Origin of the sequence: Pseudomonas sp. Pseusp97, from assembly GCF_047304025.1 — a bacterium.
Classification (GTDB): Bacteria; Pseudomonadota; Gammaproteobacteria; order Pseudomonadales; family Pseudomonadaceae; genus Pseudomonas.
On record NZ_JBGLYK010000170.1, the window covers coordinates 1 to 12,844 of the forward strand.

11 protein-coding genes and 1 riboswitch are annotated in these 12,844 nt (G+C 66.4%); of the genes, 6 read left to right on the forward strand and 5 right to left on the reverse strand.

Annotation, left to right across the window (positions count from 1 at the left end):
• Positions 1 to 85 precede the first annotated feature (85 nt).
• The 5 genes from ACCC94_RS22130 to gcvA all read right to left on the reverse strand — a co-directional run bounded on the left by ACCC94_RS22130 (position 86) and on the right by gcvA (position 4,360).
• Complete coding sequence (locus ACCC94_RS22130) at positions 86 to 862, reverse strand: ABC transporter ATP-binding protein (RefSeq protein ID WP_413351697.1); 777 nt, start codon at positions 860 to 862, stop codon at positions 86 to 88.
• Positions 862 to 1,668 (reverse strand): ABC transporter permease, encoded by an 807-nt coding sequence (locus ACCC94_RS22135; RefSeq protein ID WP_413351698.1) that lies wholly within the window; start codon positions 1,666 to 1,668, stop codon positions 862 to 864. The genes ACCC94_RS22130 and ACCC94_RS22135 overlap by 1 nt, the downstream gene beginning before the upstream one ends.
• 83 nt (positions 1,669 to 1,751) lie before the next feature.
• On the reverse strand, positions 1,752 to 2,759 hold the full coding sequence (locus ACCC94_RS22140; protein ID WP_413351699.1) for an ABC transporter substrate-binding protein: 1,008 nt from the start codon (positions 2,757 to 2,759) through the stop codon (positions 1,752 to 1,754).
• 179 nt (positions 2,760 to 2,938) lie between these two features.
• The gene (locus ACCC94_RS22145) at positions 2,939 to 3,346 is read right to left on the reverse strand and encodes an acyl-CoA thioesterase (protein ID WP_015479269.1); all 408 of its coding nucleotides are present in this window, start codon (positions 3,344 to 3,346) and stop codon (positions 2,939 to 2,941) included.
• 105 nt (positions 3,347 to 3,451) lie between these two features.
• A complete protein-coding gene (gcvA, locus tag ACCC94_RS22150) occupies positions 3,452 to 4,360 on the reverse strand; it encodes a transcriptional regulator GcvA (RefSeq protein WP_413351701.1) in 909 nt (302 codons plus the stop codon).
• Positions 4,361 to 4,588: 228 nt separating this feature from the next.
• On the opposite strand from gcvA, the gene ACCC94_RS22155 reads away from it, so the two are divergent.
• From ACCC94_RS22155 to ACCC94_RS22180, 6 genes are all read left to right on the forward strand, one after another.
• Positions 4,589 to 5,770, forward strand: coding sequence for an acyl-CoA dehydrogenase (locus ACCC94_RS22155; protein WP_413351702.1), 1,182 nt, complete (start codon positions 4,589 to 4,591; stop codon positions 5,768 to 5,770).
• Between the two features lie 139 nt (positions 5,771 to 5,909).
• On the forward strand, positions 5,910 to 7,133 hold the full coding sequence (locus tag ACCC94_RS22160) for a CaiB/BaiF CoA transferase family protein (RefSeq protein WP_413351704.1): 1,224 nt from the start codon (positions 5,910 to 5,912) through the stop codon (positions 7,131 to 7,133).
• A gap of 328 nt (positions 7,134 to 7,461) precedes the next feature.
• Positions 7,462 to 7,574, forward strand: a riboswitch (S-adenosyl-L-homocysteine riboswitch).
• A gap of 22 nt (positions 7,575 to 7,596) precedes the next feature.
• Positions 7,597 to 9,006, forward strand: coding sequence for an adenosylhomocysteinase (gene ahcY, locus ACCC94_RS22165; protein WP_413351706.1), 1,410 nt, complete (start codon positions 7,597 to 7,599; stop codon positions 9,004 to 9,006).
• 53 nt (positions 9,007 to 9,059) lie between these two features.
• Positions 9,060 to 9,590 carry an HD domain-containing protein gene (locus tag ACCC94_RS22170; protein ID WP_413351707.1) on the forward strand — a complete coding sequence of 177 codons (531 nt, stop codon included), beginning with the start codon at positions 9,060 to 9,062 and terminating at the stop codon, positions 9,588 to 9,590.
• A gap of 54 nt (positions 9,591 to 9,644) precedes the next feature.
• The gene (metF, locus tag ACCC94_RS22175; protein WP_413351708.1) at positions 9,645 to 10,493 is read left to right on the forward strand and encodes a methylenetetrahydrofolate reductase [NAD(P)H]; all 849 of its coding nucleotides are present in this window, start codon (positions 9,645 to 9,647) and stop codon (positions 10,491 to 10,493) included.
• Positions 10,494 to 10,647: 154 nt separating this feature from the next.
• Positions 10,648 to 12,717, forward strand: coding sequence for a DEAD/DEAH box helicase (locus ACCC94_RS22180; RefSeq protein WP_413351709.1), 2,070 nt, complete (start codon positions 10,648 to 10,650; stop codon positions 12,715 to 12,717).
• The last annotated feature ends 127 nt before the right edge of the window (positions 12,718 to 12,844 follow it).

The following is a 12,844-nucleotide window of genomic DNA, read 5'->3' on the forward strand; positions in this document are numbered from 1 at the left end:
GTGGAGGCGGTGGCTTCCGGGGCGGCGGTGGCTCCAGCGGCGGCGGCGGTGCCTCCGGCCGCTGGTAAGCGCATACCCTTGAGCGCTACAGGGCGGCGACGCCCTGCTCTTCCTCGCGGATCGAACGCAGCACCTGGCGCTGCAGGTCGATGAAATCGGCACTGGCGGCCATGTCCTCATGGCGCGGGCGGCCGAGCTTCACGTCGAAGGTGGTCTTGATCCGCCCCGGCCCCAGGCCCATCACCACGATGCGGTCGGACAGGTAGACAGCCTCTTCCACGTCGTGGGTGACGAACATCACGGTCAGCCGGTGGGTTTCCCAGATGCGCGTGAGCAGCTCCTGCATCTGGTGGCGGGTCATGGCATCCAGCGCGCCGAACGGCTCGTCCATCAGCAGGATCTTCGGTCGGTAGGACAGCGCACGGGCAATCGCCACGCGCTGTTTCATGCCACCGGACAACTCGTTCGGGTAGGCCTCGGCGAACTTCGTCAGCTTCACCAGCGCCAGGTGCTCGTCGGCGATCTCGCGGCACTGCGCGCGGGACAGGCCAGCCGCCTTGAGGGCGAACTCGACGTTCTGCCGCGCGGTGAGCCAGGGCAGCAGGGTGTAGGACTGGAACACCACGCCACGGTCCAGGCCCGGCCCGGTGATAGGCACGCCATCCACCTTCACGCTGCCGCTGTCGAACTCCTCGAGGCCGGCGGCGATGGACAGCAGCGTGCTCTTGCCGCAACCCGAGGTGCCGACGATGGAAACGAATTCGTTGTCCGCCAGGGTCAGGTCGATGTTGCGCAGCACCTCGCGGCGCTCCTTGCCGACCGCGAAGCTCTTGTTCAGGCCACAGATTTCCAGGGTCGCCATCAGCTGCGCCTCCGGTTGTAGCGGAACAGGACCTTCTCGCCGGCGCGCATGGCCTGGTCGGTGACCAGCCCGAGGAACCCCAGCAGGAGGATGTAGCCGATGATGGTGTCAGTCTGGAAGAAGCGCTGGGACACGGTGATGCGATAGCCCAGGCCCGAGGTCGCAGCCACCAGCTCGGCCAGCACCAGCCAGGTCCAGGCCCAGCCGAGGCTGATCCGCAGGGCGTCCCAGATGCCCGGCAGCGCGCTGGGCAGGACGATCTTCAGGAGGATGCGGCGATCCGGCATGCCGAGGGTGCGGCCGAGGCCGACGAAGTCCGCCGGCACGCGCTTGATCGCGTCCATCACCATCAGCACCTGCTGGAAGAAGGTGCCGATCCAGATGATGAGGAATTTCTGGAAGTCGCTGGTGCCGGCCCAGAGGATGGTCAGCGGGACGAAGGCGACCACCGGCATGTAGCGCACGAAGTCCACCAGCGGCTCGGTGGCGGCCTTCCAGAAGCCGTAGCAGCCGGCGAACACGCCGATCACGATGGACATCGCCGAGGACACCAGGAAGGCCACGGCAATGCGGTACACGCTGACCTTCAGGTCCGCCCACAGGGTGCCGTCGGCGGCCAGCTTGAGCATGCGCGCCCAGACGTCGCCAGGCGCCGGCAGGAATATCTTCGGCACCGCGCCGCTGGCGCCGGCCAGCCACCAGAGCAGCGCCAGCAGGACGAACACGGCGCCGCCGATGAGCAGGAAATGGCGCTGCGCGATCGGCTTGCCGATGGTGAACAGCGGGTTGGCTTTGCGGACTTTCATGTCGGGCTCGGCGAGCGGAGAACGACGCGCATCAGCTCAGGGCCGGCGCGCGCCAAGTCTCGGCAGATCAATGGATCAGAGGATCAGAGCGCCTCGACGAAACGTGCGTCGATGGCCTGCGCCGGGGTGACCGGCTGCTGCAGGATGCCGGCTTCGCTGGCGGCCTTCTGGATGTGCTCGAACGAGCCTTTCTGGAAGGCGCCCTTGAGCTCGGCCTGGTTTTCCTTCACCGAGTAGAAGTGCACGCCGTCGAAGGCGCTGGTCAGCTCGGACTCATCGGCGCCCACGCCCTTGGCGATGGCGGCGCGGCCTTCGGCGCCCTTCTCGTTGTAGTGCTTGAGGCCGGCTTCCCAGCTCCTGATCAGCGCCAGCACCTGGCCGGGACGCTCCTTCAGGACTTCGTCGCGGACCACGAACACGTCGCTGATGATGCCCGGATCGTCCGAGCCCTTGTACAGCAGGTTGACCTTGGGGTTCTGCTGCTTGGCGGCGGACAGGTACGGCTCGTAGGTCACGGCGGCCGGGACTTGCCCGGCGATCAGCGCGCTGCCGGCGTTGGCGGCGGGCATCGGCACCGGCTGCACGTCGGCGATGGTCAGGCCGGCCTTGCGCAGGGCGCTGTGCAGGAGGATGTCGCTGGTGGTGCCTTCTTCGTAGGCGACCTGCTTGCCCTTGAGGTCGGTCAGGGTCTTGATCGACGGATCGACGATCAGCGCGTCGGCGCTGGTGCTCTGGTCCAGCAGCAGGACGATCTTCACCGGCAGGCCGGCGGCGACCATGGCCATGGCGGTGTGGGTGGCGAGGTTGCCGCCGTCGATCTGGCCGCTGGCGAGGGCGGCGTTCATGTCCTTGTCTTCGGTGAAGTTGACCAGCTCGACCTGCTCCAGGCCATTGGCCTTGAAGGCGCCGGCCTGTTCGGCGACGTACCACTGGCCGTAGCCCAGCCAGGGCTGCATGCCCATCTTGAAGGTGCCGGCCTCGGGCTTGGTGTCGGCCTTGATCGCGGCGGCTTGCGCGGCGCCGGCCAGCAGCAGGCTGGCACAGGTGGCCACGGCCAGTTGGCGCAGCGCGGATGCGAAGGTGGTGTGCATGGTCTCTCCCCGGTCGTTGTTCTGATGCAGTCAGCCTGCAAGATCGGCGGGGAGCAGCGTCGGCCCATGCCCGCCGTGGGCGGGCACAGGCTCACATTCAATCGACGCAAATGCAAAGGTTTTCGCCGCGGTTCGGCTTGGCTCCGGGCACGCTGGCAATCACCTTGGCGAGTCAGCCGTCAGGGCTGCGGAATGGCGTCGTCCTTGAACTGGTCCTTGATGTATTTGATCTCGGTGCGCCCGTGGGGCGCCGGCTGGCCGTCCGGGCCGATGTTGACGAAGACCATCTTGTCGACCGTGAGGATGCTCTTGCGGGTGATCTTGTTGCGCACTTCGCAGGTCAGGGTGATCGAGGTGCGACCGAACTCGGTGGCGGTGATGCCCAGCTCGATGATGTCGCCCTGGCGTGCGGAGCTGACGAAGTTGATCTCCGAGATGAACTTGGTGACCACGCGCTGGTTGCCCAGCTGGACGATGGCGTAGATCGCCGCTTCTTCGTCGATCCACTTCAGAAGGCTGCCGCCGAACAGGGTGCCGTTCGGGTTGAGGTCTTCAGGCTTGACCCATTTGCGGGTATGGAAATTCATGGAAGCTCCTTCTTGGGAGGTTGCGCCTCGTGAGCGCGATGACGGGGAAAGCCCCGCCGGCTGTGCAAGTCTGGACCCGGCCGGCGCCCGCCGGCTTGCCATGGCTCAGCCAAGGCCAGCTTCGGCGCGGTAGCGCGCCGCCTCGTCGACCAGCCAGTCGCGGAAAGCGCCCAGGGTCGCCGACTCCACCTTGCGTTCGGGAATCATCAGGTAATAGGCGTTCTCGCTCAAATAGGCATGTTGCATCGGCACGATCAGCCGGCCGTCTGCCAGTTCCTGCTGGATCAGCATCGGCGGGATCAGCGCCACGCCCATGCCGTGCATGGCCGCCTGGGCGAGCATGGAGAACAGCTCGTAGCGGGTGCCGCTCATGTCGTGCGACACGCTCATGCCCAGGGAGCCGAACCACTGGCGCCAAGCATAGGGCCGGGTGGTCTGCTGCATCAGCGGCAGCTCGGCGATCTGCGCGGCGGACAATTCCAGCTGCCCGCCGAGCAGCTCGGGGCTGCACACCGGCACCGGGTTCTCGTGCATGAGGAAGTTGGCGACCGTACCGGACCATACACCATCGCCGAAATACAGCGCGGCGTCGAACTCGGTGTCGGCGAAGAGGAAAGGCCGGGTGCGGTTGGTCAGGTTGACCGTGACTTCCGGGTGCAGGCGCTTGAAGTCCTTCAGCCGCGGCAGCAGCCACTGGGTGGCGAAGGTCGGCACCACCGCCAGCTCCAGCGTGCCACCGCCCTGCTGCCCCATCACCGCCAGGGTGTCGCGCTCCACGGCGTCCAGGCGCTGGGCGACGCGACGGCTGTAGTTGAGCCCCGCCTCGGTCAGCTTCACCCCGCGCCGCGAGCGGCGGAACAGCTCGACGCCGAGGAACTCCTCCAGCGTGGCGATCTGCCGGCAGATGGCGCTCTGGGTCAGCGAAAGCTCGTCGGCAGCCTTGGTGAAGCTCTCGTGGCGGGCGGCGGATTCGAAGGCGACCAGCGCGGCGGTGGTCGGTATCTTGCGGCGCATCGAATGCCTCTTCGGAATATCGTGATGCACAGAATTGGCCAGGAACGCCCGACATAGAAGGAATTCCGGAAAAACTCGCATCAACCTGGCGATTACGGAGTGACAAAATAGCACAACAGCGTGCGAATTAGTCGGTTGCCCGGCTTCCCGACGGCTGACTAGGATGGCCCGCACCGAGCCCGCCTAGACTTGTGCGGGTCATTCACCGTCTGCGTTCGAGGTTTCTCCATGGCGACCAAAGCAAGCTTCAACTGGGAAGATCCGCTGCTGCTGGATCAGCAACTCACCGAAGAAGAGCGCATGGTGCGCGACAGCGCCCAGCAGTTCGCCCAGGACAAGCTGGCCCCGCGCGTGCTGGAAGCCTTCCGCCACGAGCAGACCGACCCTGCGATCTTCCGCGAGATGGGCGAAACCGGCCTGCTCGGCGCGACCATTCCCGAGCAATACGGCGGCAGCGGCCTGAACTACGTGTGCTACGGCCTGATCGCCCGTGAAGTCGAGCGCATCGACTCCGGCTACCGCTCGATGATGAGCGTGCAGTCCTCCCTGGTCATGGTGCCGATCAACGAGTTCGGCAACGAAGCCACCAAGCAGAAATACCTGCCGAAGCTCGCCAGCGGCGAATACATCGGCTGCTTCGGCCTGACCGAGCCGGACCACGGCTCCGACCCGGGCTCGATGATCACCCGCGCCAAGAAAGTCGACGGCGGCTATCGCCTGACCGGCGCCAAGATGTGGATCACCAACAGCCCGATCGCCGACGTCTTCGTGGTCTGGGCCAAGGACGACGAAGGCCAGATCCGCGGCTTCGTCCTGGAAAAAGGCTGGGAAGGCCTGTCGGCCCCGGCGATCCACGGCAAGGTCGGCCTGCGCGCCTCGATCACCGGCGAGATCGTGATGAACAACGTGTTCTGCCCGGAAGAGAACGCCTTCCCGGACGTGCGCGGCCTGCGCGGTCCGTTCACCTGCCTGAACTCCGCCCGCTACGGCATCTCCTGGGGCGCCCTGGGTGCCGCCGAAGCCTGCTGGCATACCGCTCGCCAGTACACCCTGGACCGCAAGCAGTTCGGCCGCCCGCTGGCCGCCAACCAGCTGATCCAGAAGAAACTGGCCGACATGCAGACCGACATCGCCCTCGCCCTGCAAGGCTGCCTGCGCCTGGGCCGGATGAAGGACGAAGGCACCGCCGCCGTCGAAATCACCTCGATCATGAAGCGCAACAGCTGCGGCAAGGCCCTGGACATCGCCCGCATGGCCCGCGACATGCTCGGCGGCAACGGCATCTCCGACGAGTTCGGTGTTGCCCGCCACCTGGTCAACCTGGAAGTGGTGAACACCTACGAAGGTACCCACGACGTCCACGCGCTGATCCTCGGCCGCGCTCAGACTGGCATCCAGGCCTTCTTCTAAGCTAGCGCCCGCGCCAGCCCGACTCTCATCAAGAGCCGGGTTGGCGACCGATTTACCTCTCGCCCGAGAGGCCCCGGGGAGGACCGTGGCGTCCCCGCACTGCGCCCTCCCCGCCCCTTTTCACGTTGCAGGTGATTGCATGTCCGGCGCCCTTTCGCATATCCGTGTCCTCGACCTCTCCCGCGTTCTCGCCGGTCCCTGGGCCGGGCAGATCCTCGCCGACCTCGGCGCGGAAGTGATCAAGATCGAGCGCCCCGGCAGCGGCGACGACACCCGCGCCTGGGGCCCGCCGTTCCTCAAGGACGCGGACGGCCGCGACACCAGCGAAGCGGCGTACTACCTGTCGGCGAACCGCAACAAGAAATCCCTGACCATCGACTTCACCCAGCCCGAAGGCCAGCGCCTGGTGCGTGAACTCGCCGCGCAGTCGGACATCGTGCTGGAGAACTTCAAGGTCGGCGGCCTGAAAGCCTACGGCCTGGACTACGAGTCGCTGAAAGCGCTGAACCCGAAGCTGATCTACTGCTCGATCACCGGCTTCGGCCAGTTCGGCCCCTACGCCAAGCGCGCCGGCTACGACTTCATGATCCAAGGCCTGGGCGGCCTGATGAGCCTGACCGGCCGCTCCGACGCCGAGGAAGGCGCAGGTCCCGTGAAAGTCGGCGTCGCGCTGACCGATATCCTCACCGGCCTGTATTCGTCCACCGCGATCCTCGCCGCCCTCGCCCACCGCGACGTCAGCGGCATCGGCCAGCACATCGACATGGCGCTGCTGGACGTGCAGGTCGCCTGCCTGGCCAACCAGACCCTGAACTACCTGACCACCGGCAACCCGCCGCGTCGCCTGGGCAACGCGCACCCGAACATCGTGCCGTATCAGGACTTCCCGACCGCCGACGGCGACCTCATTCTCACCGTCGGCAACGATGGGCAATTCCGCAAGTTCGCCGAACTGGCGGGCCACCCGGAATGGGCCACCGACGAGCGCTTCGCCACCAACCAGGCGCGCGTGGCGCACCGCGAGGTGCTGATCCCGCTGATCCGCCAGGCCACCGTGATGCGCACCACCGCCGAGTGGATCACGCTGCTGGAACAGGCCAGCGTGCCATGCGGCCCGATCAACGACCTGGCGCAGGTCTTCGCCGACCCGCAGGTGATCGCCCGCGGCCTGCGCGTGGACCTGCCGCACCCGCTGGCCGGCAGCGTGCCGCAGGTGGCCAGCCCGATCCGCCTGTCCGAGACCCCGGTGCAATACCGCAACGCCCCGCCGACCCTCGGCCAGCACACGCAGGAAATCCTCGAAGGCGTGCTCGGCCTGGACCAGGCGGCCATCGGCAAGCTGCGCGACGCTGGCGTCATCTGACTCCCGCCACCTTGCAATGAATCACTGGTAGGGCGAATAGCGCTCCAGGCGTTATCCGCCGCCCGTCGGCTCCAAAGCCCGGAGCGGCGGATAAGGCGTGCCGCCTTATCCGCCCTACGACTGACTATCGGCGCCCCTCCTACGGGCGCCCAACGATCCCCGAACGTCGCCCGCGCCAGGGTTTTCACGGCCCCTGGCGCGGGCGCGGCGGGGATCCCGGCCGCGATCCATTGCGCGAACGCGACCAAAAGCCTTTGGCTTGTCATGCGCCATGGCTATAATCCGCAGGCTTCAATAACGACCGGCACTGCCCGGTCGTTCCCGCCACCTGTCCGAGGGGCGCTGCAGCAGGTCGATTCGCTTCGGCTTGTCAGGCTCGGATGGGGCGCGTCACGGTCGGCATCCGCCGATCGCCAAACGCATCAACGGCGCCCATTCGCAGACAACGAATGGAGAGTTACGCATGAGCGCTGTCATGACGCCTGCCGGTTTCACCGACTACAAAGTCGCCGACATTTCCCTGGCCGCCTGGGGCCGCCGCGAGCTGATCATCGCCGAGTCCGAAATGCCGGCTCTGACGGGCCTGCGCCGCAAGTACGCCGCCAGCCAGCCGCTGAAAGGCGCGAAGATCCTCGGCTGCATCCACATGACCATCCAGACCGGGGTACTGATCGAGACCCTGACCGCACTGGGCGCCGAAGTGCGCTGGTCGTCCTGCAACATCTTCTCCACCCAGGACCAGGCCGCCGCCGCCATCGCCGCCGCCGGCATCCCGGTGTTCGCCTGGAAAGGCGAGACGGAAGCCGAGTACGAGTGGTGCATCGAGCAGACCATCCTCAAGGACGGCCAGCCGTGGGACGCCAACATGGTGCTGGACGACGGCGGTGACCTGACCGAGATCCTGCACAAGAAATACCCGCAGATGCTCGAGCGCATCCACGGCATCACCGAAGAGACCACCACCGGCGTGCACCGCCTGCTCGACATGCTCAAGGCCGGCACCCTGAAAGTCCCGGCGATCAACGTCAACGACGCTGTCACCAAGAGCAAGAACGACAACAAGTACGGTTGCCGTCACAGCCTGAACGACGCCATCAAGCGCGGCACCGACCACCTGCTGTCGGGCAAGCAGGCCCTGGTGATCGGCTACGGCGACGTGGGCAAGGGTTCCGCCCAGTCCCTGCGCCAGGAAGGCATGATCGTCAAGGTCTCGGAAATCGACCCGATCTGCGCCATGCAGGCCTGCATGGACGGCTTCGAGCTGGTTTCCCCGTACAAGAACGGCCTGAACGACGGCACCGAAGCCAGCGTCGACGCAGCCCTGCTGGGCAAGATCGACCTGATCGTCACCACCACCGGCAACGTCAACGTCTGCGACGCCGGCATGCTCAAAGCGCTGAAGAAGCGCGCCGTGGTGTGCAACATCGGTCACTTCGACAACGAGATCGACACCGCCTTCATGCGCAAGAACTGGGCGTGGGAAGAGGTCAAGCCGCAGGTGCACAAGATCCACCGCACCGGCGCTGGCGACTTCGACCCGGCCAACGACGACTACCTGATCCTGCTGGCCGAAGGCCGTCTGGTGAACCTGGGCAACGCCACCGGCCACCCGAGCCGCATCATGGACGGCTCCTTCGCCAACCAGGTGCTGGCGCAGATCTTCCTGTTCGAGCAGAAGTACGCCGACCTCTCTGCCGAGAAGAAAGCCGAGCGCCTGACCGTCGAAGTGCTGCCCAAGAAACTCGACGAAGAAGTGGCCCTGGAAATGGTCAAAGGCTTCGGTGGCGTCGTCACCCAGCTGACCCCGAAACAGGCCGAGTACATCGGTGTAACCGTGGAAGGCCCGTTCAAGCCGGACACCTACCGCTACTGATGTACCAGGGGGCAGACGAGCAATCGTCTGCCCTCTTTGCCATCTGGTGCCCCATGGATCTGCAGGACAGCTACAACCAGGCCTGGCTCTTCGCCGCCGGCGCTCACGCCGGACAGACGCTGACCGGCTCGACGCTGCCCTACGCGGTCCACCTGGCGATGGTGGCCAACGAAGTGATGGCGGCCGACCGCGAAGCGCCCATCCAGCGCCTGGCGGAGACCGTCCAGATCGCCCTGCTGCACGATGTGCTCGAAGACACCGCGGTGCCCTTCGAGGAACTGCAGACGCGTTTCGGCAAGTTCGTCGCCGAAGGTACGCAATGCCTGAGCAAGGTGGTGAATGGCGAGAAGTTGCCATTGCACATTTACCTCGAAAGGCTGGCGACCGCCGCGCCGCAGTATGCGATCGTCAAGCTGTGCGACCGGATAACCAACCTGCTGCCGCCACCCTCGACCTGGGCGCGGAGCAGGATCGCCGACTACCACGCGGAGTCGCAGCGCATCCTGGACGCCCTCGGCCATGCGCACGAGCCCAGCGCCGAGCGACTGCGCACGAAGATAGACAACTACCGCCGTTACTTCTGAAGTCGACGGCACATGCCGGCAGCCACGCGATGACGCGGCGCCGAAGGAACGACCATGAGTCAGAAAGAACGCCGTTTCAGCTTCGAGTTCTTCCCCGCCAAGACCGAAGCCGGCCATGAAAAACTGCTGGCCACCGCGCGCCAGCTGGCCGCGAAAAAGCCCGACTTCTTCTCCTGCACCTACGGTGCCGGCGGCTCCACTCGCGACCGCACGCTGACCACCGTGCTGCAGCTGGACGGCGAAGTGCAGGTACCGACCGCACCGCACCTGTCCTGCGTCGGCGACACCAAGGGCGAATTGCGCGCCCTGCTGGCGCACTACAAGGATGCCGGCATCCGCCGCATCGTCGCCTTGCGCGGCGACCTGCCCTCGGGCATGGGCATGGCCAGCGGCGAGCTGCGCTACGCCAACGAACTGGTGGACTTCATCCGCGCCGAAACCGGCGATCACTTCCACATCGAAGTTGCCGCCTATCCGGAAGTTCACCCACAAGCGCGCAATTTCGAGGATGATCTGGCGAATTTCGTGCGCAAGGTCAAAGCCGGCGCCGACTCTGCCATCACACAATACTTCTTCAACGCCGACAGCTACTTCCATTTTGTCGAGCGTGCGGAGAAACTCGGTGTCAGCATTCCGGTCGTACCGGGTATCATGCCGATCACCAACTACACCAAACTGGCCCGCTTCTCCGACGCCTGTGGCGCGGAAATCCCCCGCTGGATTCGCAAGCAGCTGGAAGCCTACGGCGACGACATCGCCAGCATCCAGGCCTTTGGTGAGCAGGTCATCACCGACATGTGCGAACGCCTCCTCGAAGGCGGAGCACCCGGTCTGCATTTCTACACCCTGAACCAGGCTGAACCCAGCCTGGCGCTCTGGAACAACCTCAAGCTCCCCCGCTGAGGATCATTGCTCCGGGCTTACCGTCCGCGATCCCGGCCAGCGCAACGCCGGCGTATCGTGGACGGGGTGCTTCCAGCCAACGGCTGAGCGCTCGCCCCGAGCCTGAAATCACGCGCCCTCGAGCCGGCAGGTCGCCGGCCTACAGGAACCCCGCATGTCCTTTACTTCCCTCGGTCTCTCCGAGGCCCTGGCTGGCGCCGTTGAAGCCGCCGGCTACGCGCGCCCCACTCCCGTCCAGGAACGCGCCATCCCCGCCGTACTGCAAGGCCGCGACCTCATGGTTGCCGCCCAGACCGGCACCGGCAAGACCGGCGGCTTCGCCCTCCCGGTGCTCGAACGCCTGTTCCCCGAAGGCCACCCGGACCGCGAACACCGCCATGGCCCGCGCCAGGCCCGCGTCCTGGTACTGACCCCGACCCGCGAGCTGGCTGCCCAGGTGCACGACAGCTTCAAGATCTATGCCCGCGACCTGCCCCTGAAAAGCGCCTGCATCTTCGGCGGCGTCGGCATGAATCCGCAGGTCCAGGCGATGTCCAAGGGCGTCGATGTCCTGGTCGCCTGTCCCGGCCGCCTGCTCGACCTGATCGGCCAGGGCAGCGTCGACCTGTCCCGCGTGGAAATCCTCGTCCTCGACGAAGCCGACCGCATGCTCGACATGGGCTTCATCCATGACGTGAAGAAGGTCCTCGCCAAGCTTCCGGCCAAGCGCCAGAACCTGCTGTTCTCGGCGACCTTCTCGAAAGACATCATCGACCTCACCAACAAGCTCCTGCACAACCCGGAGCGCATCGAGGTCACCCCGCCGAACACCACCGTCGAGCGCATCGAACAACGGGTGTTCCGCATTCCGTCGGTACAGAAGCGCGCCCTGCTCGCGCACCTGGTGACCATGGGCGCCTGGGAGCAGGTGCTGGTGTTCACCCGCACCAAGCACGGCGCCAACCGCCTCGCCGAATACCTGACCAAGCATGGCCTGCCGGCCGCCGCGATCCACGGCAACAAGAGCCAGAACGCGCGCACCAAGGCCCTGGCCGACTTCAAGGCCAACGACGTGCGCATCCTGGTCGCCACCGACATCGCCGCCCGCGGCCTGGACATCGACCAGTTGCCCCACGTGGTCAACTACGAGCTGCCCAACGTCGAGGAAGACTACGTTCACCGCATTGGCCGTACCGGCCGCGCCGGTCGCACCGGTGAAGCCATCTCGCTGGTGGCGCCGGACGAGGACAAGCTGCTCAAGGCCATCGAACGCCTGACCAAGCAGCGCATCCCCGATGGCGACATGCAGGGCTTCGATCCCGACGCCGTGCTGCCGGAAGTCCAGCAGCCCGAGCCGAAGGAAGCTCCCCAGCGCCAGCCGCGCAAGGACAAGGCCAAGCGCGGCGAGCGCAAGGACCGCAACAAGGACAAGCCGCAGGCCGAGGAGCAGCAGAACGCAGCCCCTGCCGCTGAAGGCGAAGCCGCCGACGGCGACAAACCGGCCGGCAAGCGCCGCCGTCGCGGCGGTCGCGGCAAGAAGAAGGGCGACGGCCAGGGCGGCGACGCTCAGCCGAACGCCAATGCTCAGGCTCGTGAGCCGCGCGAACCGCGCGAGCCCCGTCCGCCGCGCCAGCAGAAAGAGCAGCAGGGCCAGGGCGGCCAGCAGCAGGCCAAGCCGGCTCGCGCACCGAAGGTCGATGGCAACCGCGATCCGGAAGAATTCCTCGACGACGACTTCGACAACTTCGGCAATCGCGCCGACTACGTCAGCCCGTTCCCGGACAAGGACCAGCAACGCGGCCAGCGCCGCCGTGGCGGTCAGGGGCAAGCTCAAGGCCAGAACCAGGGTCAGGGCCAGCAACGCGCCCGCGGCCAAGGTGGTCAGGGCGGCGGCCAGGGCGGAAGCGGCCAAGGCCGCAGCCAGGGTCAGGGACAAGGCCAGGGCCGTGCCGCCAAGAAGCCTAACGGCGGCGGTCGCACCCAGGGCCAAGGCCAGGGCGGCAACGCCCAGGGCAAGGCTGGCCAGCGCAAGCGCGGCGGCAAAGCTCCGGCCTCGCGCATGAACGACGCCCCGCTGCGCGAGCCGAGCGAGTACGGCGCCGCCAAGCCGACCCGCCAGCCGGTAGTGATCAACAAGCGCGACCTGGTCCGCACCGACCGCTTCCCGACGCCGGAGCAGCTGGAAGAGCTGGAACCGCGCCGCAAGACCGAGCGCCCTGCGCTGCTGACCCGCAACCGCGACTGACGCAGTCGAAGAAACCGCCCTCCGGGGCGGTTTCTTTTTGCCTGGGATTTGTCGCCGGAATCGCTTTTCGCAGGAGCGAGCTTGCTCGCGAACAAGCCCCGCTGCGGACTCTGTTCGCGAGCAAGCT